Here is a 25,287-nt window from a genome sequence, read left to right on the forward strand (position 1 = left end):
GCCCGGCGCGGACTCACCGAGACTTCACGAGCCCGACGAGTCCCAGCCCACCGGTGATGGGAAGGAAATGAACACCTGCGAACACACACAGGGGAGCAACGACGGCGGTGATCGGCCACGGCACGTCGAACTGCTCGGCGAGCAGCGACGCCCATACGGTCACTGCTACACCCAGCATGGCGATGGCCGACGCCTGGGCGAACGGGAACAGCCGCCGGACCGCAACCGTCCGGGCGACCACGACCCAGATCGCCACCACCATCACCGCCTCGGTGAGGACCGTCGCGAGGGCCGCGCCCTCGAACGACATCCGGGGGATCAGCACCAGGTTCGTGGCGACGTTCGCGGCGAGCGCGGCGAGCGCGACCCAGGGGTAGACGCGGTGCCGACCGGTCGCGACGAGAACCATCAGGCCCAGTTCGGTGAGCATCGACAGTGCGCTGCCGGCCACGAGCATTCGGGACGCATCGGCACCTTCGGCGAATCGCTCCCCGTAGAGCAGCGCCAGCACACCGTCCGCGGTCGGCCAGAATGCGGCGGTCGCCGCCGCGCCGAGGACTGCGAGCAGCATCGCCGCTTCACGCGTCCGCTGCCGGAACTGCTCGCTCTGCGCCGGCCACGTCGCGACGAGCAGCGTGGTGACGGGCCCGACGACCGTGGAGGCGACCATCGACAACAGGTCGGCGAATTTGTACCCCACCGTGTAGAGGCCGACGGAGTCGAAGGTGTCCATCCGGCCGAGCATCAGCACGTCGACTTTCGACAGGACGGTGAGCAGCGCGAAACCGATCGTCAGTGGCACCGCCTCGATCAGCATTTCGCGCCAGCGCCACAACTGGGCACGCGCGGCCGGTAGCGGTCCGGCTTTGCCGGCGCGGACGCCACGAATCTTGAGTGCGGCCGCGACGACTTCGTTGATCACCGCGGGTGCGACGACCACCAGCAGGACCGGATGCCACAGGACAGCCGCAATGGTGCAGACCAATTGCGCGAGCTGGCCGAGTGTTTCGGCCGCGGCCACCGACGCCATACGCAGACGGCTCTGGTACATCACCGACAATGCGTTGCTGGGGGTCGCCACCACCACGACCAGCCCTGCCACGACCGTTGCCCACACCACGTCCGACGAATAGCCCAGCAGCACCACGTATCCGACCGCGAGGGCGTAGCCGATGAAGCCGAGCACCCCGCGCAGCGCGATGAATGCCGTCGTGACGTAGGAGACCTCCCACGGATTGCATTCGACGAGTTTGGCGAGCACGACGCGGCCCACGCCCAGATCCGTCACCACCGACAGCACTCCGAGCAAACCGAACACGAACGAGAACTTGCCGAAGTCGTCGGGGGCGAGCACCCGTGCCAAAATCATCGATCCGGCCCAGCCCATCGACGCGATGGCCAGACGGCTCCCGAGCATCGCCACGGTATTGCGCCGCGCCGCGCGTCCGTCCAGTTGCGGCTGTCGCGGTTCGTGCAGGGTGCCGTCGCGGTCCTCGTGGACCTTGGCGACGATCCGTTCCATCAGGACGGTTTCGGCGACGAGGTCGATGTGCAGTTGCCCCGTGTTGGTCATCGAGGGATGCGCGTAGCCCGACAGCGACGGGGAATCCCAGATCTTCGCGTGGCGACCCGAGGGAGCGAGGTCGGCGGGAATGTGGATGCTCTCGTCGTCGTCCACGTCGTCCGGACGTGAATGCCTACCCACCGGGAGTCACCTTCACAGTCGGAGGCCGGCGGTGCGGTAGGCGCCGACGGTGAGTTCCGCCGTCCGAGTCCACGTGAGGGTCGAGGCGACCTCCGGGGCGCGTCGCCTCAGTGCCTGGGCGGTGTCGAGGTCGAGGAGAGTGGCGCGCAACGCCGCCGTCCATGCCGGCACGGTGTGCTCGGTGACGAGCAGTGCCCCGTCGTCGGCGAAATCCGGCAATGCGCCGACGGCACTCGAGACGACAGCACCGCCGCACGCCATCGCTTCGAGGGGTGGGAGACCGAAGCCCTCGTAGCGCGAGGCGTATGCGACGACACTCGCGGCAGCGTAGAGGGCAGGCAGGTCCGCGGTGGCGACATAACCGAGTCCGTGGGCCCCGGACGGTGCGTCGCGTCCGGTCGAACCGGCGCCCGCGAGGACGAACGGCACGTCGAGGTTCCGGCACGCTTCGGCCACCAGCGCGACGGACTTGCGCGGTTCGACGGTGCCGACCTGCAGTACGAAGCGGTCGGGCAGTCCGTAGCGGGCGCGCACCTCGGCAACCTGGCCGGGCGACGGGGGCGTGGCCCACGGGGCCGGCGCCAGTGGGGTGACAACGGCATCGCGGCCCGACAACGCGTGGATGCGTTCGGCGGTGAACTCGGAGACGGCCACGAGGACATCGGCCCGGCGCATCGCGTCGCGCAGCAACCGGCGTTCCCCTGTCGCCCGGAACCGGCTGAACGCCCACGGTGCGTCGAAGACGGCCAGATCGTGAAACGTCGACACCGTCAGGCTGCGCTGACCGAGAGGGAGATCGACGTCGAGGCTGTGGAACAGGTCTGTGGAGGGGAGGGGCACCGCGTTCCACAGGGCGCGTCGCACACCGCGTGCCACGGGGCGTCGCGAGGCAGAGACCTGTGGCGGCAACTCTGCCACCGCGTCGCGCTGAACTGTCGCGCACAACTCGGTCCCGGGGAGAAGCGCGGGCAGCGCCCTCAGCAGTTCACGGGCGTAGGTCTGGACTCCGCTGCCGGCAGGGCGGAGCGCCATGGCTCCGAACCCGATTCGGTATCCGGTCGATGAAGCTGCGAACGGTGCTGTGTGAGCGCACATCCCACGATTCCTAAGAGTAACCAGAAGTAGACGTCGAGCGGGAAGATCTCCAGATAGGTCGACACGGTGGACGCGACCGCCACCGCAACCACCGACGCACTCACACCGAGCGCGAGCGCGGCGTCCTGGCCGCGCATGATCCGCGAGGCGCGAAGGGTCGACACGGCGGCGCAGACCAGAACGAGGACGAACAACCACACTCCGATCGGTCCGAGTTCGACGGCGAGTTTGATGTAGTAGTTGTCGGGTTGGTACGGCATGAATCCGAAGGTCACCGCAGCCTGCAACGACATTTCCGAGAGCATGGGGTTGGTTTCGGAAGCGGCCTTGGCGGCGGCGGAACCGGTTGCGCCCAGTCCCTGACCGAACGGATGCACCCACAGCGAGGCAAGGGTCTCCGACCACCCGTCGCCGCGTTCACCGAGGCTCGACGACGACAAGAGCGGAGCAAGCAACGAGCCCGGTACGACGAGGAGAGCGATCGGCGCGGCGAGGGCGGCGGCACCGAATCCCAGCAGCAGCGCGCGGTGGCGGTGGACAGCGAGCCACAGCAGTGCGACCGCAAGACCGATATAACTGGCACGAACGATCGTCACGCCCATGCCCAGCAGCATGATCGGTGTCGCGCAGAGAAACAACCGGTTGCGGAGCCGGGTGGGATCGGCGAGGGCGATCGCGCCGCCGACGACGAGGCTGATCATCACGAACAACCCGAATGCGAACGGGGTCGTGAAGGTGCTGAAGCTACGGAGGATCCCGCCTGTGGTGCGGAGATGGTCGTCCCAGCGGTATCCGAGTGCCGCGAGGCGCTCACCACCGATCACCTGCTGCGCCAATCCGACGACCGCTGTGAACACCCCCATGCCCATCAGGATCGTGACGAAGGTGTCGCGGTCGCGGGCGTCGAACGGTGCGCGCCACAGGATCACGGGAATGATGAGATAGAAGAAGGTGATCTTCAGCGGGGTAACGGCTCCCGGTCCCGACACGAGTATCGCCGACACGACACCCAGGACCACCCATGCCGCCACTGCCGGCCACCACGGAAACGCCGGCGCGGGAGTGCGTCTGCGGTAAGGGCTGACGAAGGTCGCCGCCAGGGTCAGCAGGAGGACCCCCTCTTTCCAGGGGGACAGCGCCGAACCGCCGGGCACGATCACGAGCAACCCGTGCAGAGGTGTGAGCGCGGCAATGAGAAGCAGTCCACGCTGCGGCCGCCGATAGAGAGCAAAACCCAGTGCGGCCGCGCACGGCAGCGCCAGGACGAGCAAGGCCGTCATGACACGCCCGGCTCGGCAACGGGTTCGCGTACCGGGTCGGTCCGGCCGAACGACGAGAGCGCGGCCGCGGTGATCTCGGCGCGAAGGAACTCGCGCCCGTCACGCTGGTACGCGCCGTGGTCCCCGGTCGCACCGGCGCGGATGCGTCCCGTGAATCCTCGTCGCTCGACTCGCCGCAGTCCTTCGTCGCCCCGCTGGTAGCGGAACGACGCGTAGTCCTGTGCGGAGAGCACGACGGTGACATCGACACCTGCGCGGCGCAGCGCTTCGAGGATCACCTCGGGGACCTGGGTGACGCCGAGCCTGCCCAGCAATCGCCATGCGGGGTAAGGCAAATGCTTCTGTGCGAACGGTTTGATGCGCGCGCGCAACGGAACCGAGGCGGGTCCCGGCTCGCGATCTCCGCCGCCGGGTGCAGCAGGTACCGGCGGGCGAAGCTGTTCACGCAGAGACTTACGCCGGTGGGTGGACCACAGGATCATGTTCACCAGGACCACTGCGCGGGTGCGTAACCGGAGAGCGACGTACGAGGAGTACCACGCACCGGAGCACAGTCCCGTCACGATCAGGTCGCCCGGGTCGGTCCCCAGCGCAGTGGCGGCGTCGATCGCGTCCCGGTCGGACACCTCGGAGTAGAGCGACGCGGGCCGGCCGGCGTCCACGGTTCCGGTGTCACCGACCCCGCTGCGGTCGAAACGGACGGAGGAGACGCCGTGCGCGGCCAGGCTGCGGGCGAGTTCCACCCAGAGCCGGCTCGGGCCGATGCGGTGCTCGTAGGCGGTCCCGAAGAACAGCACGGTGGGTCGATGATCGTCGCTGCCCGCCGATTCGACCGCATGGGTCCGCACCGCGAACAGCGCATTGGGTCCGAGCGATTCCACCGATTCGTAGACGGGAGATCCGTCGGTCGTGGTGGCCACCGCCGCGCGATGCCGGAGCGACAGCACCACCTCGTGGGTGTCGGTGGGCGACCCTCCGGCGATCCAGTCGGCGATCTCCCGGATACCGCCGAACGGGATGTCGGCGTACAGAGCTGCGGGGGCGGTGAACGCCTCGTGGTCGACGAGGGGCAGTTCGTCGCACACCAGCGCGTCGGCGAGCGCGGACAGTGCCGGGGTGTCGCGCGCCGCGGGGCGCGTCGCGAGCATGGTCCTGATGCCGGTGAACACACTCGCGTCGATGCGCAGCGTGCCCAGCGCGTGCGCGGCGTCAGGGGAGAGGGCCCCGCCGATTATCGAGATGCGGGGATCGGCCGGATCGTCGGTGCCCTGGGTTACCCGGTACAGGGCGCGTTGTTCGCGCAAGGCGCTGCGGCCGGAAAGGAGGGGATCCCACAGCACCACGGCGTCGACCGGTCCGCAGCCGGGAAGCGCGGTGGCCGCGAGAAGTGCTCCGGCGCGCAGACCGACCACGGTGATGTGCGCTGCTCCGCATGCGCGCGCGAGTGCGGTCGCCGCAACGACGCTGCGCTGCCAGGCCGCTACCGCGTCAGGGGAATCCTGGTCGCCCGACGAGTCACCGGCACCGGAATAGTCGAACCGCACCGACGTCAGGCCGCGGTCCGCGAGCTGCTCGGCGAGTGCTTTCATGCCGCGGTAGGTGTCGAGGTGTTCCTTGCCCAGCGGTGGACAGAGCACCACGGCGCCGCGGGACCGGCCGTCGTCGGGAACGTGAATGTGCGCGAGGAGTGGTGCGTCGGCGGGCCCGAACCACGACGAGTGCTGCACGCCCACGTTCGAACCTCCAGATCATGCGGGTGACCCAAGGCGGCGGACGGCGCACCACGCGCCACCTCTTGAATCGGGTTGTTGCTACGACACATTCGAATCGGGCCGTCGACACCCGGCGGTACCGGTGCGCAACCTGTGCCATAAACTACCGTGCCCTACTGCTCGGGCGTTCGGAGGGATGGTCATGCCGGGAGTGCTCGTGCACGAGTGGATCGCACGTGACGGCGGTTCGGAGAAGGTGCTCGACGAGTTCGTGCGGTGCTATCCCGATGCCGACGTCCTCTGTTTGTGGGACGACGCCGAGCGTTACCCGACGCGGACGGTGCGCGAGAGCGGACTTGCGCGCACCCCCCTGCGGCGCCACAAGGCGCTCGCGCTCCCCGCGATGCCCTACGTGTGGCGGCGGAGGACCGGAGACTACGACTTCGCGCTGGTCAGTTCGCATTGCTTCGCCCACCACGTGTCGTTCCGCGGTGCCGCACGCGACTTCCGCAAGTTCGTCTACGTGCACACCCCCGCCCGCTACCTGTGGAACCCCGAACTCGACGATCGAGGTGCGTCGGCGGCGGTCAAACTGGCATCGCCGCCGCTCCGGCGTCTCGACCGCCGACGGGCGGCGGAAGGGGCACAGTTCGCTGCGAACAGCGATTTCGTTCGACGCCGGGTGGAACGGGCCTGGGGCGTGGAGGCCCGCGTGATCTTTCCTCCGGTCGACACGACACGGATCTCGTCGGTCCCGGAGTGGAGTGCGGAACTCTCGGAGCCGGAATCGGCGCTCCTCGAGAGCCTTCCGGACACGTTCGTCCTCGGGGCGTCGAGGTTCGTTCCGTACAAGCGGCTGGACTGGGTCATCCGTGCCGCTGATCTCGCGGGTCTGCCCGTCGTCGTCGCGGGGTCGGGTCCGGAGGAAGCGCGGCTGCGGAAGCTGGCCGACGAGGCCAGTGTGCCCGTGCGTGTGCTTGCGCGTCCGTCGGACGAGATGCTGTACGCCCTGTATCAGCGCGCGCATGTCTACGTCTTTCCCGCGATCGAGGACTTCGGGATCATGCCGGTCGAAGCGCGCGCTGCCGGCGCGCGGGTGATCGTCAACGAACTCGGCGGAGCTGGGGAGACCGTGGTGGAAGGGGTGGACGGCTTGCACTTTCGGGACGATTCCGTGGAGTCGCTCGCGGAGTGCATCGCGGCCGTCGACACGGTTCCCCGACGGGGCCGGAATTCGGTGGCGGAGTTGTCGTCGGAGAGATTCCGTGCGGACATCCGGAACTGGGTCTCCTCGTGAGCCGGAAACGGTGACGTACGACGGCTCCCGCCCTCGCTGAGTCGATCTTGTCTCGCTTCGTGCCCTGAGGTAGGTTCCACGCGGGTCGCGGGCCTGTTCGATGGGGACAAGTGGGGGTTCGGCATGCACTTCGGTACGACGGTTGGCCTTCTTGTGGACCCGCTCCGGATGCTGGCGTCGCCCGAATCCTCTGCGCCCCTGGCACCGGAACGGCTGTAGGGTCGCCGGCCGTTCTACGGACGGAACCGGGTGTCGCCGCGGTTACGAGGGCCGAAACACGCCGCACGTGCACTCAACGGATCGCACGCTTCCGGACGGTGCTGTCACCCCGCGGCCGGACATTCTCGCACGGACAGGCTTCCGTTCCGGTGTGACCTAGAGCACTGAAACACTTCTCGGCAGGAAAACGGTAATAGCGGCATAACGGTCATAGCAGTCGGGCAGGGCGAAACGGTCGGGACCGACCGAGCCGTCACACGGTCGGGGGGCGAGGGGTAAGCCGAAGCATGGGGCGTAAATGAGCATCGAAGCCGGGCGAGCGCGAAGACTGCGCGCCCTACCCGCCCCGAGCCCGGACACGACGCGGGAATCCACCGAGAGGCACGGCACCCGCAGGCAATGGCAGACCATCCATACCCGGCTGTTGTGCCTGACCGACGCCGCAGTCGTGTGTGCGGTTCTTGCACTTGCACAGTGGGTTCGGTTCGCTTTCGGTGAAGTTCCGGAGGCCGGAGTTCCGAGCTCGATGCTGCTGGCGGTCGCCGTTGCCGGCTGCTGGCTCGCCGCGTTGTCGCTGGCTCGCACCCGCAAACCCACGGTAATCGGCAGGGGCGAAGAGGAGTACCGTCTGGTCACCAGGGCGACGCTCCAGTGTTTCGGATTCATCGCGATCCTGTCGTTCCTGATCGAGTCGTTCGTGATCGACCTCGACGCGGTCCGCATCTATCTCGGAGTCGCCCTGCCCCTCGGGCTCGCCGGCCTTCTCCTCGGGCGGCATCGGTGGCGCCGGGAGATCGGCCGCAGGCGTGAACGCGGCGAGTTCCGCACCTCGGTACTCGTGATCGGCGGTGACCAGGCGGTCAAGGCGATGGTCGAATCCTTCACTCGTGACGCCGATTCCGGTTACCGGGTGGTGGGGGTGTGCACCCCGGGATACACCGGTGAGCAGATCCGGACGCTCTCCGCGGGCGGGCTCGACATTCCGGTCCTCGGTGGCGAGAAGGATGTGCTGCACGCCGTCAAGCTCACGGGCGCGGACACCGTGGCGGTGGCCACGAATGCGCAGTGGGGCAATTCCGATCTCGCAGACCTCGCGTGGGACCTCGAGCCGTACCGGGTGGACCTTGTGGTCGCGCCGGGTGTCACCGAGATCGCGTCACCCCGGCTGTCGATGTACCCGGTGGGCGGTCTCCCTCTCGTCCACGTCGAGGAACCCCAGTACCGCGGGTCCAACCGGATGGCCAAGACCGTCTTCGACCTCGTGAGCGCGACTCTCGCTCTCCTCGCCTTCGCACCCGTCATGCTGTGTGTCGCGGCTCTGATCAAAGTTCAGGATCGGGGGCCCGTCTTTTATCGCCAGGAACGCGTCGGGCTGAACGGAGCGACCTTCCGCATGTGGAAGTTCCGGTCCATGGTGACGGACGCGGACACGATGATCGATGAGATGCGACGCGAAACGGACAGCAGTCGCTCGGTGTTCTACAAGTCGTCGTCCGACCCGCGGATCACCCCGGTCGGACGATTCATTCGCCGAACCAGCATCGACGAACTGCCGCAGTTGTTCAACGTTCTGACGCGCGATATGAGTCTGGTCGGTCCGCGCCCCCTCACGGTGGGGGAAGGCCGGGAGATTCCGCGCTTCGTCGACCGCCGAATGCTGGTGCGCCCGGGCATGACCGGGCTGTGGCAGGTGTCGGGACGGTCGAATCTCTCGGAGGCCGACCGTGTTCGGCTCGACCTGTTCTATGTGGCGAACTGGTCGATGGTGCAGGATCTGCTGATCGTCGCGAAGACGGTGCGCGCTGTCCTCGCGAGCGACGGTGCCTACTGAGGCGCGTTTCGGCCTGCCGGCTCAGGCTCATCGCACCGCGTGTGCGAACGCCGTCATCAACTCCGGACTCTTGATCCCGCGACCGGACTCGATGCCGCTCGAGACGTCGACGCCCCAGGCTCCCGACGTGGCGACCGCTCGCGCCACATTGTCCGGGGTCAAGCCGCCGGCGAGGATCCAGCGCCCGTCGGGGACAGCGCTGCGATCCTGCCAGTCCCACGTGACCCCGGCGCCCGCAACCGCACCGTCGACGAGCAGCAGATCGGCGCCCAAATCCTCGGACACCGACGCGGCGCCGCTCTTGTTCACCGCACGGATGACGGTCAGTCCCGCTTCGTGGAGCACCCGGACATCGTCCGCGGAACGCAAGTCGTGCACCTGGACGTGGTCGAGGCCGGCCGCACGGGCTGTCGCGACGATCTCGTCGAGAGCCATCTTCACGTAGACTCCCACCGCGAGTGTTCCGTCGGGCACCCGCGACCGCAGTCGCGTCGCCTCTTCGGCAGACACCCGGCGCGGACTGTCGGCGAAGACGAAGCCCACCGCGTCGACACCCAGTTCGACGGCCAGGTCGACCGTGGCCTCGTCTCGAAGCCCGCACATCTTGATGAACGTCATCGCCTGCCTTCCGTCCTCATTCCCTACGAGGATATGGGTACGGCAGGGAGGCTTTTCGACCCGCTATGCGGCGAGGGAGAGGGCGACGCTGGCGCACCCGGGGCACAGCGCGGTGGGGTCCACGACCCAGCCGTTGGCGCGGGCTGCGAGCGCGGCGACGGTGTAGGTGTGTGCGACAGTCCGGTAGGAGTGGTCACATCGCTCGCACCGGAACGACCAGCGCTGGGCACCGAAATGCTCGGTGCCGCGTGTTGCGACGTCCTGCGTGGCGATGCCCTGCGTCGGGGTGACCATCCGAAGATCTGCCTTCTGGCGCACAGGTCTGCACCTTTCTCCTTCTGCGCGTCCCGCGCGGTGCGGACGCAACTTCCCACCGTCAGGTACCCATTTCGGTGCCGGAAAACGTGAGATCTGCGTCACACGCCTGGTGTGTCGTCGGGTGGGGAGAGCGTTCCCACCCGTGGGGCCGGGTCGGAAGCTGCGCCCGGAAGACGCCCGAGTTCGGCACCGGACGCGGTGTCCTGACGCGCCGTGCCCTGACGCGCCGTGCCCTGACGCGCCGTGCCCTGGCGCACCGTGTCCTGACGCAGCTGTGCGAGCCAGATCAGGAAGCCGACGCCGATCATCACGTACGCGCCGCCTACCAGGTGTTGCGGCAGCGCCCACTCGAGTTCGCGTCCGTCGCCCGCCGGCAGCAGGTGGTGCGGCCCGATGAGGAAGACCGCACCGATGGCGACAGCAACGGCGACGTTGCGCCGGCTGGGTGCACGCAGCACCTCGAGTGTCAGCACCATCAGTGCCGGAGCGACCCAGACCCAGTGGTGCGACCACGAGACCGGCGAGGCGAGAAGCACCGCAGTCGCAGTGGCGAGCAGCGCCGTCACGAGGTCTCCCCGCGAGAGAGCGAGGCGGATTGCGACGACCGCGACAACCAGCATGACGGCGACGGCACCGAGCCACAGCGCCGACTCGAGCGGGTCGGGCGGAGCGAACCGCGAGACGACGGCCTTGAAGGATTCGTTGGCCGCGTAGTACGCCGAGCCGATTCGCCCGGTGTCCGGAAGCGTGTGCAACCAGTACCGCGTGGACGCCTCGGGCAGGAGGACGAACGCTGCCCCAGAGAAACCGAGTGCGGAGACGACGATGCGTGCGCTGGTCCGCCAATCGCGCGCGAGCAGGAACAACAGCAGGAAACCCGCGGGTGTCAGCTTGATGGCGGCGGCAAGACCGATCAGCACACCCCGGGGCCATTTGGGTTTGGAGGCGAGTACGTCGACGGCCACCAAGGCCATGAGCACCAAGTTGATCTGGCCGAAGCTGATGGTTTCGCGGACGGGTTCGAGTTGGAGTGCGACGGCGACGGTGACCGCTGTGACGACCCAGGATGTGCGGTTCGCCAGGTCGGGACGCACCCGTCCGAGCACCATGCGCACTGTCACCACGAGTGCTGCGACGGACACCGCGGTGAATACGAACTTGGAGAGTGTGACGGGGATCAGTGCGAGCGGTACGAAGAGGATCGCGGAGAGCGGGGGGTAGGTGAACGGCAGTCCGAAGTCGTCGACGACCGGAGGGATCGCACCGTAGAGGTCTCCGCCGTCGAGCAGCACGTGTGCGCCCATGCGGTAGACCAGCAGGTCGATGTAGTCGTTACCGACCAGAAAGGCGATCGTCGCGGCGATCGAGAGACCGAAGATCACCGCGATCGCGGTGGTGTGTGTGCGGAGGTCGAGGGAGAGTTCGGTCGATGGACGGTCGTCGTCTCGCTTCAGCCATAAATGTCGCACTCGATGACTTTACTGATCTTTCCTCGATCTTCGGGCAACCTCAGCTGTCGATCCGGATTCCGAGGTGTGCGGCGAACAGGCCTGCGAGTGCAACGGCCTGATGGCCGCTGATGGTAGATCCCCTCAATCCGTCCAGATTTCTGATCACTCCGATCTCCGCGCCGCGGAAGTCGACGTGCGCGAGAGTGGCGCGGTTCACATCGAGGTCGCCGATTCGGCTGTCTTCGAACGCCACCCGCGTGAGGTTCGCTTCGGCAAGGTCGAGTTCGTCGATGATGCATCCCCGGAACAGCACGTCACGCAGGTTCCCTGCGCGCAGGTTGATCAGGCTGATCTTCGAATCGGTCACCACCACCGAGCGCAGTCCGGAGTCGTACAGGTCGAGCGCGCCGATCCGGCTCCCGACGATCCGCACGTTGTGCAGGGTGCTGCGGGAAGCGGAGAACTTCGGTGCGTGCATCCGCTCGATGCGGGTGTCGACCATTCGTGCGCTCGTGAAGTCCGTGCCGTCGACGGACACCCCGGCGAGCTCGCACTCGGACAGCGTCACACCCGCGAGATCGAGTCCGGACAGGTCGACGTCCGAATACCGCATTCGCTCGACGGTGGTGTGCGCCGCCAGGTCGCGGGCGTCCCCGTCGTCGAGTTCGACCGGCCGACGTCCGTCGATCTTCGGGGGCTTGGTGGTGGTCCGGGAGGCGCGAGTGGTCATGCGACCAGTGTCGCCCGTACGGGTGCCGCGCAGATCCGGACCCTCCGCGCGACCCCGCGACCGCGATCTGATCCTTTCCCCGCCGGAGGGGTCGAACAGCTCATGCATTCGAACATATGATCGAACGGTGAAGCTGTATCGAATCCCGTCCGGCTGGGCCGAACCTGCTCCCGCGCGCTGCCCCAACGGGCACCGGCTGGGACCGAACCGGACGCTGGTGGGATCGCAGGTATGCGACTGCGGCGTGATGCACCGGACACATGCGTGCCGGGTGTGCGACGCCGTGGTCTACAGCCCGCCGCTCGGGGACCGCTGTCGTGCGCGTGCATTCGACGAGCGGTGATCAGTGAATCCTGACACAAGCGTGGACAAAGAGATTTATTGTGGGCGCGGGAGGAAGTGAACACGGCACTTGTAGCGCGAGGGGTAATCGCAACCGCGAGAGCGGGTGCGGTATCGCTACCGGTCACGCCGGACGCCGTCGCTGCGGAGCCCGGCGGGGCGGGTCGAGTGCCGTCGGAGTAGCTGTGAACCCAGGAGTGAGCCTCGAAGGATGTGAGTCCCGAAGTGATGTGAGCAGGGAAGCCCCGCCAGCGAAATGAGGGGGAGGAGCCGGCGGGGCCCTGCGCTGTATCTCCATGTGTGTCGGGGAGGACTTCTGGAGACACGGCCACCTGAATGTGGCCGTCGGGGAGTTTAGGTCAGGTACGCGCACCCGGTCCAGCATCGAGACGAAACCGATACCCAAATCGGTTGCGGGGATGTGGATCGCAGGGTCGGCAGCCGCGCCTAGTGCCGATTCCGAAGTCCGCGCGCGCGTACGTTCACGTCGTGCTGCCCGGGCAGGATCTGCCGGGGCATCGCGCGTGTCTCGTCGACGTGGATGCTGCGGGGCGCCGGTCGTGCCCGGCGCTCGCGTCTGCGCCGGTTGCGGGCGGTCGCCCGGAACCCCCAGGCCGAAATGCCGAGTGCCGCCGCGGAAAGCAGGTCCGCTTCGGTGAGCCCGTGGTCGGGGGTGACGGAGTACAGCACCCGGCCTTCCAGCATTCCGTTCATGAGGAACCAGAGTGCGGCGGCTACGGCAGCGGCAAGGCTCGAGAGGGCGTGCGGCCTCGCCAGGCACCATGTCGATGCCGCGAACAGCGAGCACATGGCGACGAGCGAGTAGAACAGGGCGTGCTGCATGGGCTCCCTCTCGTTGCCGGCGGCGGTGCCCCACTGTACTGGGGAGGGCATCTGCCGATGCAACGACGGCGTGTCGGCGCCATGCCGGCAGCAACCGGAATGGCGCCGACCGCCGAGTCGTCCGGGCAGCGACGGTGATTCGCTGTGTCAGCAGCCCGGTACGGCGCTGCCGTCTCCCTGGATGGCCAGCAGCGCGCAGAACGTCGCGGCACTGACCTTCCACGTGCCGTCCTCCTCGATCGCCTCGCCGGACTGATCGGGAAGTACGGGGGCACCGTTCATGAGCAACGTCCACGAGACCGTGGCGGTGCCGTCATCCGCGACCGTCACACCCTCGACGGTTGCTGCCGTCGCGGAGGCCTGGGGGTCGGTGGCCATGCCCTCGAGGGCGGGAAGGAAGTTCTCGCCGTTCTCCACCACGCCGGCGCGCGTGGCCGCCGGGGTCGTCCCGTCGAAGAAGGTGACATAGGACGCGGTCACCGCCTCCGTGGTAGCAGTGTCGGCCGAGGCCGCTTCCGCAGTTGCAGTGGTAGTGGTGGCGACGCTGGACGTGGTGGAGGTGTCGTCGCCGGACGTGTCTTCGCTGGAATCGCTGCAGCCTGTGACGACTGCGGCGGCGACGGCCATCGAACCGCAGACGGCGAGCGCACGACGGGTGATCGAGACGCGCATGTGAGTCCTCTCCGGGTGCCGGACGTTTTCCGTCACCCTGTTCGACCGGCAGTGGAATCCCGCTACCGGAGATGTGGTCGTGGTCGTGACGGAGACGCGGTCGCGACCTCGAGTCGTTACGGCGAACCGTGTCGTCTAGGACGATCCGTCCCGGCGGGGCGGACCGTCGGAGAGAACCGCCAGATCGAAGGTTTGGCGGGCCATCCAGAACCGGAGAAAGCCGGTGAGCGAGTACCGCAGGAACACGGCGGATCCCACCACGGCCACCGCAACGCCGACGATCGCCATCACGATCGCGTCGCGTTGCACGAGAGCGTCGGAGGTGTTGTGCGACAGGAAGTACGACGCCACGCCGAGCACGGGACCTGCCACCATCAGGATGAGGCCGAGGCGCAGCCAGAGGTCGTGTCGCCCGGCCGCCGGATCCGGGATCTTCAGTTGGGCGAGTTCGCGGGTGAACCTGTCGGCGCGGTCTTCGGTCGAGGTCATGGCGCACTTCCTAGGTAGAGGGATGCGAGTTCGGTGCGTAGGTCTTCCGGATGTCCCTGTTGCTGGATCCGCCCGCGGACCAGCACCGCGGCGTGGTCGGCGAAATCGAGTACCGCGTCGGCGAACTGCTCGACGACGAGCACGGCCACTCCGCTCCGGGCGATCTCCGAGACGTGGTCGTAGAGCTGGACAACGATCATCGGTGCCAGCCCCATGGACAGCTCGTCGAGCAGGAGCACGGCGGGGTCGGTGGCGAGACCGCGGGCGAGCGCCAGCATCTGCTGTTCGCCGCCGGACAGTGTTCCCGCGGTCTGCGCCGCTCGCGCGGCCAGAATGGGAAAGCGCGAGAACGCGATCTCCTCGACCTGGGCCCGTGGACGACCGGTGAAGGTCATCATCAGGAGGTTGTCCCGAACCGACATGTTGGGGAACACCCCTCGGCCTTCGGGGATAAGGCACACTCCCGCCCGTGCCAGATCCCGGGGCGCGACTCTCGTGGCGTCACGGCCGCCGAGTAGTAGCTGTCCGGACGAGACGGGATGCACGCCGGCCGCGACCCGCAGGGTGGTGGTCTTGCCGGCTCCGTTGGGGCCGAGCAACGCCACCACCCGACCCGCAGCGACCTGCAGGTCGATTCCGTGAAGAACGGTGATGGCGTCGTATGCGGCTCGGATACCGCGCATTTCGAGTATGGCGCTCATGACTTCCCCAGATAGGCTGCGAGCACGGTCTCGTCGCTGCGGATGACACCCGGTGGCCCGGACGCGATGATCTTCCCGAGATCGAGTACGTACACCGTGTCGCACACGCTCATGACGAGTTCCATGTCGTGCTCGACCAGCAGGACGGCGGTCCCGTCGGCGGCGAGCGCGCGCAGGAGCGCGGCGAACAGTTCGGTCTCCTGCACGTCCTGGCCTGCTGCCGGCTCGTCGAGGAGGATGAGGGACGGACGCACCGCAAGTGCCCGCGCCACCTCGACGAGTCGTCCCATGCCGGTGGACAGCGAGTCGGCGGTGGTGTCGGCGAGATGTTCGATACCCAGTCGGGCGAGTATCTCGTCGGCGACGCGCCCAGCGTGTCGTCGCTCGGGTCCCAATTCTGCTGCTACGCGCAGGTTGTCGCGCACGCTGAGCCGGCCGAACAGTTCGAGCCGTTGGAATGTACGGGCGAGCCCGTGTCGTGCGCGGCGAGCCGGACCGGCGCGTGTCACGTCCCGGCCGTTGAGGGACACCGTGCCCGAGAGGGGTTTCCGGAGTCCGGAGACCACGTCGAACAGAGTGCTCTTGCCCGCACCGTTGGGGCCGATCAGTCCGGTTACCTGTCCGCGTTCCGCGGTCAGCGCGACCCCGTCGAGCGCGCGGTGGCCGCCGAACGCGACCGAGATGTCGTCAACTGCGAGTTGTGACGGCACGATCGAGCACCTCCTCGTCTTCCGCAGTCCAGGGACGTTTCACGCCCCACCACTCCACGGGGATCTCCTCGGAGTGCGGAACCGGCCTGTGGCGGGCGGCAGCCCAGCTCCGTGCGGCCAGCGCTCCGGCGACGATCCCGGCGATCAGCACGTATCCGTTGATCACGTCGATCAGTCGCAGTAGCCAGAGCAACACCACCCAGGTGACGACGGCCGCGATCACGAGTGCATCGTGGAAAACCGGTTCCCAGCGCCGCCGCAGCGACGGGACCACACCGTCGTCCACCGCGCCGGACCCGTACGCGAGACCAGCGGCGGCCGGTGCGACCTGGACGAGGTTCTGCGCGGCGGGCCACAGTGCGACGATCGCGTTGAACGGTCCGGCGAGCATCGACCCGGTGAACAGTCCGTTACCCACCACCCCGAGGCCGCCTACGACCGCGATGAGGAAGATGGACAGTCCGGCAACGAAATTGAATTGGTCGGCCGCGACGGATTGCAGTTGCATCCCGTACAGTGCACCGCCGAGACCGGCGATCCCCGCGGAAATCGCGAAGACGACGATCTTCGTCAGAAGCAGGCTGCCACCGAGCGTTGCGTATGCGGCTTCGCTGTCGCGCAAAGCGATCAAGCGCCTGCCGAGCCTGCCCCGGCGCAGTGCCGCGATGCCCGCAGTGACCAGCGCGAGGCAGACCGCCGAGAACACCGTCAGTTCGGCGGGGGTGTCGACCTGCATCCCGAACAGGGACGGGCCGACGAGTTCTACCGACCCCTGGTCGAACAGCGCGATGTCGATGCCGAAGAGTTCGAACGACGGCAGCGAGAAGATCCACCGGTCGAGCACGACGGCGATCGCGGCCGTGCCCAGTGCCAGGTACACCCCCGACAGCCGGAGGGCGGGTACCGCGACGACGGCTCCTGCGACGCCCGCGACCACCACCGCCGCGATCAGCGCCCACCACTGTCCGTCGCCGCCGAGGTGTGCGCACGCGATCGCACCGATGCCGGCCATGCTGAGCTGGCACAGCGAGATCTGGCCGGCGTACCCGACGAGCGGGACGAACGACAGCGCGATGACACCGAAGGCGAAGATCTGTCCGTAGGTGACGAGATCGCCCGCGCCGAGCACGGTGGCGAGGAGGAGCCCGAACGCCACGATGACGCCCGCGAACGCGAACGTTCCGCGCACCGACGGCAAGGGAACCGGGCTGAGGTGACGGTCTCGCCCGCGCAACCTTCCGTGCGGGAAGAGCAGCAGCGCGAGCAGCAACACGAGCGCGGGTGCGGCCAGCCGCAACCCCGGGAGGTACTCGTTCTGCGGCAGGTAACCGGCAAGGTAGGCCTCCATGCAGCCGATCACGATCGCGCCGACGAAGGTCATCGGCAAGCTCTTCAGCCGCCCGAATATCGCTGCGGCATAAGCACTGACGATCAACAGCGACAACTGGGTGGCATCGAGCGCCACCATCGGCGCGATGAGGATCCCGCCGAGGGCCGCCAAGGTGGTGCCCAGGATCCAGGCGACGCGGTTGGCGCGCACCGGGTCGGCGCCGGTGAGCCCGACGAGGGCCCGGTCGTCCACCGTCGCCCGCATTTCCGCGCCCGTGCGGGTGTTGAACATCAGCAACCGGAGCCCGAGCGCCACTGCGACCGCGACGACCATCGTCAGGGCCTGATGCCACGAGACCGTGGCCGCGCCGATGTGGAAGGAGTCCTTCTCGGCGAAGAACGCCGGAAGCGAACGGGACTTGTTGGGATCCCAGATCCACCGGGCGACGGCGATCAGGCCGCTGAGCAGCGCGATCGTCATGACGAGTCTCTCGGCTTCCCCGAGACGCTGTACGGGCCGCATCAGTTGCTCGACCAGTAGCCCGAACGCCGGCGCCAGCACGAACAGCACCGTGATCACCGACAGCCACACCGGCCAGCCCCAGCCGATGCTGAGTTGCCAGTACGCGAACGCGGCCATCATTCCGGTGGCGCCGTGCGCGAAGTTGAACACCCCGGTGGTCGTGTAGGTCACCACCAGCCCGCTGCTGATGATCGCGTAGATCGCAGCGGTGCTGAGGCCGACGATCCCGAAGGTGACGAACTGTTCCATTACTGGATGTCGCCCATGCTCTTGCCGACGTCGGCGAGTGTCATCGGCACGCCGTAGTCACCGGGGTACTCGAAGGGTGGGGTGTTGCATCGGTAGAGCCCGTTGTCGGCTCCGAAGTCGGCCGTGACCCAACCGTCGGGTGTGGCTGCCTCGACGTTGAAACACGGCTGCGGGGGAACAGGATTCGCGAGGTCACCGGCGGCGTGGAGGCCACCGCCGGTCCATGCGCCTTCCTGCAGCGCAGCCTCGTAGACGCAAGAGCGGGTGAGGTCGTCGCCGCAACTCGTCGCGGCTTTCGCGAACAGCGCCCACGCGGACATCGCCCGTAGCGCCGGGAAGGTGATCTCGGCATCCGGCGCGTATTCGGCGTACATGTCGAGGACCTGCTGGACGGCGGGCTCGTCGTCGGCGCTGCTCAAGGGAGCGCTGCCGCCCAGATCGACGTAGTTGTTCTGGAATTCGGCCGAGTTCCCGAGAAGTTCGATGAACGAATCGTTGTATGCGTTGTTGTTGGCGTCGATCCAGTCGAGCTTGTAGTTCATCCCCGTGAGCACTTCTTCGAGCTTGGCGAGTTGCTTGAAGTCGCCGTAGAAGACCAGTCCGCGAACGTTTTTGCTCTTGATGGACTGTGCATAGGGGGTCCAGTCGGCGACGCCCATCGCGGGGTAGAGGTCGTTGTAGGTGAGGGTGCCACCTGCTGCGGTGATGCTGTCGACGGCTTGTTGCCCGAGGTCGCGGGTGACAGGCGAATCACCGTTGATGATTCCCACCGAACCCGCGGACTCCGGGTACTTCTCGGTGATGAGCCATTCGCGGAAGCCGTAGTAGGGGTCGTAGCCCGGAACCCGGCTGGGGGAGGCGCTGATCTCGAGATCGGCGCCCACTGCCTGCGTCTGCGAGACCTGGGCGGGGTAGCTGGGCAGCAGGCACGACAACCGTTCCTTGACGCCGAGACCGTCGAGCGCAGCGCCGCCGCCGACGAGGGCGAAGTCCTCGCGGCAGGCTTCGATCATCCGTTGCCGGACTTCCATCAGTTTCGCGTCGCGCGTTTCGGCTACGAGCGTGCGGCCGTTGATGCCGCCGGCGGCGTTGCACCATGAGGTGAACACATGTGCGGCATCGACGAATTCGGGGTTCTTGGTGAAGCCGACATCGGACAGGACGCCGACTCGGATCTCGTCGGCGGTCACGCCCTGCGCGGTCGCAGTCGTGGCGTCGCCCGGCCCGCAGAGACCGCTGAGGTCGCCGAAGTCGCCCGAAACGGATTGCGCGGTACCGCCGCGCGATTCGTCGTCTTCGGACCCACCACTTTCGCTGCGCCCGCTGCATCCTGCGGCGAGCACGGCGATCGCCGCCAGTGCGACGAGCGTCCGTTGTGCTTTCACGTCTGCCTCCTTCACCGGGCCGTTCGGCCAGCGCTGTGAACGGGTGACCCGGCGTCCGAAGCCCCCACTTCGCCGGTGTCGGGCATGATGCTTGCACAGGAGGGGAACCGACTTCTCGCTTTTGGAGAATCAGACAAAAGATTTTCCGTGCTCGACGAGACACGCGTCGTGCGACGTGGTAAGGGTCGTTCTGTCCCGGAAGCAACGATCGTCACGGAACAGGTATTACGGAACTGTTCGGCCCGGTCACGCCCGGGATGGGTGAATACGGCGCACGGCCGTGTCGCTCCCGGCACGACCGGCGGTCTCGACGGCCGGCACGCGGCGCGGCGTGCTGTTATCCCGCGCGGTGCCGGTCGCGGCCGTTGCCGTCAGGCCAGTTGGGCCTGATGAAGATGCCCTCCGCTTCGACGCAGATCCCGTGCGGCCCCGCGATGTGTCCGGTGACGAATCCCTTACGCCCCTCGATCCGGTCGAGTTTTGCTTCCCCGTGCAGATCGCCGAGAGGGGTGGGCCTGCGATAGCGCAGCGTGAGCGTGCCCGTCATTCCGGGTGAGCCGCCCACCCGGGCCGCGTCACCGAGCAGCTGGTCCAGGATCAGCGCCGAGACTCCGCCGTGTGTATGTCCCGCGGGCCCTTCGAAGCCGACATGCAGATGGAAGTCGGCCCACACGCGACCGTCGGGATCCTGGTTGATGCGGGGCAGTGGCGCGATCGCGTTCCGCAGTCCCATGGCGGCGTTGCCCCACACCCGGAAGTTGCCGGCGTCGTTGAACCGGGTACCGAAGGGGTGGTCCTCCTTCCGGCGCCCGAGCAACTCCCTCGCGGCTGCCAGGTGCTCCCGGGCCCGTCGCACGTCGTCGTCATCGGCTCGGCTCTGCACGGCAAGCGGGATCAGTGCGCGGACATCGTCGGCGAGCGGACCGTACAACGCGGCCTGACGAGCGATCTCCTCTTCGGAAAGCCCGTCGTTGACGAAAAGGCGGGCGGCAGCGTCGAGAGCATCGGTCATCGCGGGGTCTCCGGGTTCGTGTGAGGGGCCACCGCTAGTCGACCGTGTCCGTGCCCGCTGGTCAAACGCCGGTGCCGACGTGCGGGACGCAGGTTGCCGGTCGGGCGTGCCGGGAGAAGCGGGGACCCCGTCGGCGAATTCGAGGGGAGGGGCCGACGGGGCCGGCCGCAGCGCCGAAGGGGAGGAGGCGCGTGCAGCGTGTTGCGAGGAGCAACTCCGAAACACGCTATACGTCCTTCCGTCACGCTGCCGCGAAATGCAAGGTGACCCCGGGGGTGAATCGGGGACTCGGCGGCGGAGAGACTGCGGGTGCGGCCCTTGCCGGTCGGTCGAGGGCCGAAGCCGAGGCGGAGCGTCGTCCTCCGAGACAGACTCACCGTCGAGGGTGCAGGATGTACCGATACCCATCCGCCGATCTCTTGGGAGTAGGCATGTCGGCGACACCGCCCACCGAGTTCCGCGATCGCAACGGACTGGGAAACACTGCGCTGATCGCCGGCATCGTTGCCGCGCTGACCGCGTTCGTTCCTATCGTCGGCGACTTCGTGTCCATCCCCGCCGGCCTGCTCGCCGTGGTCTGCGGTTGGATCGGACTTCTGAGGATCGAGAAGGGCCTCGCGACGAACTACGTCGAGACCGTCGTGGGCACGGTGCTCGGAACGGGTGCGCTGTTCGTGGTGTTCATCGTCTTCGCGGCCACTCACAGTTCGGGCTGAGCCGAGTCGGCCGCCCTCGCCGGCGGACGCTGCAGGGTCACCGTGGTCAGGGCGAGCAGCTGGTCGTCTGCGCCGGCATCGACGAGACGGACGCTGATCACCGAATGGTCGGCCCCGTCGCGGACCACCGTGCCGTACGACCGTGCCGGACCGACGCGCACCTGGGACAGGAAGTGCATCTGAATGTCGGTCGCCACCAGATCGGGCCGCATCGCGTGTGCGGCCGACTCTGCGAGAAGCGCTTGCGCACCGCCCTGAATGGTGCCGATCATGTTGGCTACGAAGGGCGTTCGGTCGAGCTCGAGAACCCCTTCGTCCGGGTCGACGATGCGCATGCCGAGTCGGGAGTAGATCGTCCCGTCGACCGGCACGACCGGGTACTCACGGTCCACACCGACCCATTCGCCCGGCGTGTATTCGTCCGCCCTCGGCGCGGCGGCGCGCGGCAAGCGCGCGAACGTGACCAGCGCGCGGGCCGCGAGCACCGGACCGCCCTCACCGCCGGTATCGAGCGCGGCGATGAGCTCGTCGAGATCGGTTGTGCCGCGTGCGTCGTACACGTCTGCCGACACGTGGATCATCTTCTTGCCGATGCGCACGAGCTGTGCGTCGATGACGACGGGACCTTCCGTCAGCGGGCCGGTGGCGTGGAGGGTGAGGTCCTGGGTGGCGACCCAGTCCTGCCCGCAGGCGGCGAGCGCCGGACTCGAGGTGACGATGTCGACCAGCGTCGTCAGCACTCCGAGCGATGCCGAGCCCGCATCGGAGCGCAGTTTGTCGGTCAGGACCGAACGCATCACCGCGCGTTCTTTCGTGACGAGCCGTGAGAGCAGGCCGAAGTCGGACGAGAAGGTGTGCTGACTCATCACCAGCAGTGACGAACCGTCGCTAGAAATTCCATTCTCATTCATGAGAATCATATTGCCACCATCTCCCGGTCGAACGCTATTGCGCCGTCCGTGGACGGGCGTACTCTGCAATTCTGCATCCCCGCGCGAGTGACATGACGGGAGCCGGAGTGGCCGGAAGCCTGCGTGCTCGGCCGAGCCGATCGGGACGAACACCCGAGCGACCGGCATTCACATTGGTCGGTACCGTGCGTGTACCCCACGTCTTCGTGAGCCCGACGTGGGAGATCGCGCGCCGGATCGCCTACGCGATCGTGGTGCTCACGGTGGCGGTCGTGGTGGTGTACATCGGGCGGAGCGGTTTCCGGGATATTCAGGGCAATCCTCTCTCGTTGATGGACTGCATCTACTACGCCAGTGTGTCGCTGTCGACCACCGGCTACGGCGACATCTCGCCTGTCACCCCTGGTGCGCGCGCACTCAACGCACTGGTGATCACACCACTGCGCATCCTCTTCCTCATCATCCTGGTCGGCACCACCCTGGCGGCCCTGACGGAGAACTCCCGTCAGGTCCTTCGCATCCAGCGGTGGCGACGCCGCGTGCGCAACCACTACGTCGTGGTCGGTTACGGCACCAAGGGGCGCACGGCCGTCGACGCGATGATCAGCGACGGGATCGGGTTGTCGGAAATCGTGGTGGTGGACGTTGCCCGCTCTGTGATCGATGCCGCGGGCCGACAGGGCCTGGTGACGGTCCAGGGCACGGCGAGTCGCTCGGATGTACTGCGCCTGGCCGGAGTCCAGCGAGCGTCGGCTGTTGTCATCGCGACCGACCGCGACGACACCGCCGTCCTGATCACCCTCACCGCCCGGCAACTGTCCGGCGCCGCGCGCATCGTCGTGGCAGCCCGCGAGGTGGAGAACACCCACCTCCTGCGGCAGTCGGGCGCCGACACCGTGGTCGTCTCGGCCGAAACCGCCGGGCGGCTGCTCGGCGTCGCCAGAACCACCCCCAACGTGGTGGAGATGATCGACGACCTGCTCACACCCGAAGAGGGATTCGCCATGGCCGAACGGAACATCACGCCCGAGGAAACAGGGGTGTCGCCTCGTAGCCTGACCGACCTCGTCGTCGGCATCGAACGCGACGGGCGGCTGCTGCGGGTCGGCACGGCCGACGTCGACGTCCTTCGCGGCGGCGACCGCCTGTTGTATCTGCGTCATGTCTCCGGCTGACCACGCGCGGAGCGCCGCGAACCTCCACGCCGCACCCTCCGGCACCGCCAAGCGGGTACTCCTGGGACGGCCGCTGCGCAGCGACGCCCTCGGTCACACGTTGTTGCCCAAGCGTATTGCGTTGCCGGTCTTCGCCTCCGACGCATTGTCCTCGGTCGCGTACGCGCCGGAGGAGATCTTCCTCGTCCTGTCCGTTGCCGGGTTGTCGGCCTACGCGTTCTCGTCGTGGATCGGCATCGCGGTCGCGGTTGTGATGGCCGTGGTGGTCACCAGTTACCGGCAGAACGTGCACGCCTATCCCTCCGGGGGCGGCGACTACGAGGTTGCCACGAAGAACCTCGGGGTCGCGGCAGGCCTGACAGTGGGAAGCGCGCTGATCGTCGACTACGTGCTCACCGTTGCGGTCTCGATTTCCTCCGCCGCACAGAACATCGGTTCGGCCGTGCCCTTCATCGACCACCACAAGGTGCTGTTCGCGACGGCCGCCATCGTGATCCTCACCGCCGTCAACCTGCGAGGACTGCGGGAAGCCGGCGTGGCGTTCGCGATACCTGCCTACGCGTTCATCGGGTGTCTGGGCGCGATGGTGCTGTGGGGCCTGATCCGGATCTTCGTCCTCCACACCGACCTGCGCGCGCCCTCGTCGAACTTCGAATTGCATGCGGAGCAGTCGCACCTCGCAGGCCTTGCGTTCGTGTTCCTGATCGCGCGGGCATTCTCGTCCGGGTGCGCGGCACTGACGGGTGTGGAGGCGATCAGCAACGGGGTCCCCGCGTTCCGGAAACCGAAGTCCCGCAACGCTGCGACGACATTGCTGATGCTGGGTGCGATCGCGATCACGTTGTTCATGGGCATGATCGTGCTCGCGGAGCGGCTGGGTGTGGTGATCGCGGAGGACCCCGCGACCCAGCTCACCGGAACACCGGAAGGCTACCGGCAGAAGACGATGGTCGCCCAGATCGCCGAGACGGTGTTCTCGGGGTTCCCGATCGGTTTCTACCTCGTCACCGGGGTGACGGCACTGATTCTCGTGCTCGCCGCCAACACCGCGTTCAACGGGTTCCCCGTGCTGGCGTCGGTGCTCGCACAGGACCGCCACCTGCCGAGTCAGCTGCGCACCCGCGGGGACCGGCTCGCGTTCAGTAACGGCATCGTCCTGCTCGCCGCCGCGGCCATAGCTTTGGTGTGGGCGTTCGACGCCGAGGTCACCAAGCTCGTCCAGCTCTACATCGTCGGAGTATTCGTCTCGTTCACGCTCAGTCAGATGGGCATGATCACGCACTGGACCCGGCATCTGGCCACCGAAACCGATCCACAGGAACGACGCCACATGCACCGTTCCCGGATCGTGAACTCGGTGGGTCTTGCGATGACCGCGACCGTGCTCGTGATCGTGCTGGTCACCAAGTTCGTGGCCGGCGCATGGATCGCCATCGTCGCGATGGTGGCGGTGTTCCTCGTGATGCGTGCGATCCACCGTCACTACGCGCGGGTCGCGGTGGAACTCGAGCGCGGTCAGTGGGACGGCGTGCTTCCCAGCCGGACCCATTCGCTCGTGCTGGTGTCGAAACTTCATCGGCCCACCCTCCGCGCGCTCGCCTACGCCCGCGCGACGAACCCTGACACGCTCGAAGCGGTCACCGTCAACGTCGACGACGAGGAAACCCGCCGGCTCGTCCACGCCTGGGAGGAGAGCGACATCGATGTGCCCCTGAAGGTCATCGACTCGCCGTACCGGGAGATCACCCGGCCCGTACTCGACTACGTCAAGCGGCGGCGAGGCGATTCACCGCGGGAAGTGGTCACCGTCTTCGTTCCCGAATACGTCATGGGGTACTGGTGGGAACAGTTGCTGCACAACCAGAGTGCGTTGCGGCTCAAGAGCCGGTTGCTGTTCCAGCCCGGTGTCATGGTCACCAGCGTGCCGTGGCAGTTGCGGTCGTCGTCCCGCCTGTCCGACGACCGCAACTGACG

23 protein-coding genes are annotated in these 25,287 nt (G+C 67.4%); 6 read left to right on the forward strand and 17 right to left on the reverse strand.

Translation table 11 applies throughout. From position 1 onward, the window contains the following. Nucleotides 1-13: 13 nt before the first annotated feature. Genes ACLQ3J_RS05360 through ACLQ3J_RS05375 form a run of 4 tightly spaced genes read right to left on the reverse strand, consistent with a single transcriptional unit; the run spans nt 14 to nt 5,813 of the window. Nucleotides 14-1,705 (reverse strand): oligosaccharide flippase family protein, encoded by a 1,692-nt coding sequence (locus tag ACLQ3J_RS05360; protein ID WP_296550479.1) that lies wholly within the window; start codon nt 1,703-1,705, stop codon nt 14-16. 12 nt (nt 1,706-1,717) lie between these two features. Further along, nucleotides 1,718-2,737, reverse strand: a complete 1,020-nt coding sequence (locus ACLQ3J_RS05365; RefSeq protein WP_240951831.1) for a glycosyltransferase family 4 protein — start codon at nt 2,735-2,737, stop codon at nt 1,718-1,720. Next, nucleotides 2,683-4,080, reverse strand: a complete 1,398-nt coding sequence (locus ACLQ3J_RS05370; RefSeq protein ID WP_169651446.1) for an O-antigen ligase family protein — start codon at nt 4,078-4,080, stop codon at nt 2,683-2,685. The genes ACLQ3J_RS05365 and ACLQ3J_RS05370 overlap by 55 nt, the downstream gene beginning before the upstream one ends. Next, nucleotides 4,077-5,813, reverse strand: coding sequence for an alpha/beta hydrolase (locus tag ACLQ3J_RS05375; RefSeq protein ID WP_425902405.1), 1,737 nt, complete (start codon nt 5,811-5,813; stop codon nt 4,077-4,079). The genes ACLQ3J_RS05370 and ACLQ3J_RS05375 overlap by 4 nt, the downstream gene beginning before the upstream one ends. Nucleotides 5,814-5,994: 181 nt before the next feature. On the opposite strand from ACLQ3J_RS05375, the gene ACLQ3J_RS05380 reads away from it, so the two are divergent. Both ACLQ3J_RS05380 and ACLQ3J_RS05385 read left to right on the forward strand, forming a co-directional pair. Beyond that, a complete protein-coding gene (locus ACLQ3J_RS05380) occupies nt 5,995-7,089 on the forward strand; it encodes a glycosyltransferase (protein ID WP_425902406.1) in 1,095 nt (364 codons plus the stop codon). Between the two features lie 517 nt (nt 7,090-7,606). Continuing rightward, a complete protein-coding gene (locus ACLQ3J_RS05385; RefSeq protein WP_425902408.1) occupies nt 7,607-9,139 on the forward strand; it encodes a sugar transferase in 1,533 nt (510 codons plus the stop codon). Between the two features lie 27 nt (nt 9,140-9,166). On the opposite strand, the gene ACLQ3J_RS05390 is transcribed toward ACLQ3J_RS05385, so the two are convergent. From ACLQ3J_RS05390 to ACLQ3J_RS05405, 4 genes are all read right to left on the reverse strand, one after another. After that, nucleotides 9,167-9,757 (reverse strand): phosphoribosylanthranilate isomerase, encoded by a 591-nt coding sequence (locus ACLQ3J_RS05390; protein ID WP_425902409.1) that lies wholly within the window; start codon nt 9,755-9,757, stop codon nt 9,167-9,169. A 63-nt stretch (nt 9,758-9,820) separates the two neighbouring features. Further along, nucleotides 9,821-10,075, reverse strand: a complete 255-nt coding sequence (locus tag ACLQ3J_RS05395) for a hypothetical protein (protein ID WP_206036410.1) — start codon at nt 10,073-10,075, stop codon at nt 9,821-9,823. 98 nt (nt 10,076-10,173) lie between these two features. After that, a complete protein-coding gene (locus ACLQ3J_RS05400) occupies nt 10,174-11,544 on the reverse strand; it encodes a glycosyltransferase 87 family protein (protein ID WP_425902410.1) in 1,371 nt (456 codons plus the stop codon). 40 nt (nt 11,545-11,584) lie between these two features. Then, nucleotides 11,585-12,256: a pentapeptide repeat-containing protein gene (locus ACLQ3J_RS05405; protein WP_169651443.1), complete on the reverse strand. Its 672-nt coding sequence runs from the start codon at nt 12,254-12,256 to the stop codon at nt 11,585-11,587. 127 nt (nt 12,257-12,383) lie between these two features. Here ACLQ3J_RS05405 and ACLQ3J_RS05410 point away from each other — a divergent pair, with 127 nt between their 5' ends. After that, complete coding sequence (locus ACLQ3J_RS05410; RefSeq protein ID WP_169618904.1) at nt 12,384-12,599, forward strand: hypothetical protein; 216 nt, start codon at nt 12,384-12,386, stop codon at nt 12,597-12,599. A gap of 446 nt (nt 12,600-13,045) precedes the next feature. Here the strand turns inward: ACLQ3J_RS05410 and ACLQ3J_RS05415 are convergent, their stop codons facing one another. The 8 genes from ACLQ3J_RS05415 to ACLQ3J_RS05450 form a co-directional block, all read right to left on the reverse strand. Continuing rightward, the gene (locus ACLQ3J_RS05415; protein WP_425902412.1) at nt 13,046-13,492 is read right to left on the reverse strand and encodes a hypothetical protein; all 447 of its coding nucleotides are present in this window, start codon (nt 13,490-13,492) and stop codon (nt 13,046-13,048) included. Between the two features lie 96 nt (nt 13,493-13,588). Beyond that, nucleotides 13,589-14,113 carry a hypothetical protein gene (locus ACLQ3J_RS05420; protein ID WP_169651442.1) on the reverse strand — a complete coding sequence of 175 codons (525 nt, stop codon included), beginning with the start codon at nt 14,111-14,113 and terminating at the stop codon, nt 13,589-13,591. 135 nt (nt 14,114-14,248) lie between these two features. Next, nucleotides 14,249-14,602 (reverse strand): hypothetical protein, encoded by a 354-nt coding sequence (locus ACLQ3J_RS05425; RefSeq protein WP_425902414.1) that lies wholly within the window; start codon nt 14,600-14,602, stop codon nt 14,249-14,251. Then, nucleotides 14,599-15,303 (reverse strand): ABC transporter ATP-binding protein, encoded by a 705-nt coding sequence (locus tag ACLQ3J_RS05430; protein WP_425902415.1) that lies wholly within the window; start codon nt 15,301-15,303, stop codon nt 14,599-14,601. Before ACLQ3J_RS05430 ends, ACLQ3J_RS05425 begins: the two co-directional genes overlap by 4 nt. Beyond that, nucleotides 15,300-16,013 carry an ABC transporter ATP-binding protein gene (locus tag ACLQ3J_RS05435; RefSeq protein ID WP_425902416.1) on the reverse strand — a complete coding sequence of 238 codons (714 nt, stop codon included), beginning with the start codon at nt 16,011-16,013 and terminating at the stop codon, nt 15,300-15,302. Before ACLQ3J_RS05435 ends, ACLQ3J_RS05430 begins: the two co-directional genes overlap by 4 nt. Then, on the reverse strand, nt 15,991-18,114 hold the full coding sequence (locus tag ACLQ3J_RS05440) for an ABC transporter permease subunit (RefSeq protein WP_425902417.1): 2,124 nt from the start codon (nt 18,112-18,114) through the stop codon (nt 15,991-15,993). Before ACLQ3J_RS05440 ends, ACLQ3J_RS05435 begins: the two co-directional genes overlap by 23 nt. Next, the gene (locus ACLQ3J_RS05445) at nt 18,114-19,499 is read right to left on the reverse strand and encodes an ABC transporter substrate-binding protein (protein WP_425902418.1); all 1,386 of its coding nucleotides are present in this window, start codon (nt 19,497-19,499) and stop codon (nt 18,114-18,116) included. Before ACLQ3J_RS05445 ends, ACLQ3J_RS05440 begins: the two co-directional genes overlap by 1 nt. A gap of 337 nt (nt 19,500-19,836) precedes the next feature. Continuing rightward, complete coding sequence (locus ACLQ3J_RS05450) at nt 19,837-20,511, reverse strand: hotdog domain-containing protein (RefSeq protein ID WP_422423799.1); 675 nt, start codon at nt 20,509-20,511, stop codon at nt 19,837-19,839. A gap of 431 nt (nt 20,512-20,942) precedes the next feature. Between ACLQ3J_RS05450 and ACLQ3J_RS05455 the strand changes: the two genes are divergently transcribed. Next, nucleotides 20,943-21,227 (forward strand): hypothetical protein, encoded by a 285-nt coding sequence (locus ACLQ3J_RS05455; protein ID WP_296550490.1) that lies wholly within the window; start codon nt 20,943-20,945, stop codon nt 21,225-21,227. Here the strand turns inward: ACLQ3J_RS05455 and ACLQ3J_RS05460 are convergent. Then, nucleotides 21,212-22,138 carry a hotdog domain-containing protein gene (locus ACLQ3J_RS05460; protein WP_296550491.1) on the reverse strand — a complete coding sequence of 309 codons (927 nt, stop codon included), beginning with the start codon at nt 22,136-22,138 and terminating at the stop codon, nt 21,212-21,214. The genes ACLQ3J_RS05455 and ACLQ3J_RS05460 overlap by 16 nt on opposite strands. Nucleotides 22,139-22,245: 107 nt before the next feature. Here ACLQ3J_RS05460 and ACLQ3J_RS05465 point away from each other — a divergent pair, with 107 nt between their 5' ends. Together ACLQ3J_RS05465 and ACLQ3J_RS05470 are read left to right on the forward strand one after the other, a co-directional pair. Further along, on the forward strand, nt 22,246-23,313 hold the full coding sequence (locus ACLQ3J_RS05465; protein WP_296550559.1) for a potassium channel family protein: 1,068 nt from the start codon (nt 22,246-22,248) through the stop codon (nt 23,311-23,313). Further along, nucleotides 23,300-25,285 carry an APC family permease gene (locus tag ACLQ3J_RS05470; protein WP_425902421.1) on the forward strand — a complete coding sequence of 662 codons (1,986 nt, stop codon included), beginning with the start codon at nt 23,300-23,302 and terminating at the stop codon, nt 25,283-25,285. Before ACLQ3J_RS05465 ends, ACLQ3J_RS05470 begins: the two co-directional genes overlap by 14 nt. Nucleotides 25,286-25,287: the final 2 nt, after the last annotated feature.

Origin of the sequence: Rhodococcus sp. DT1 (assembly GCF_049844875.1) — a bacterium.
GTDB lineage: Bacteria > Actinomycetota > Actinomycetes > Mycobacteriales > Mycobacteriaceae > Rhodococcus.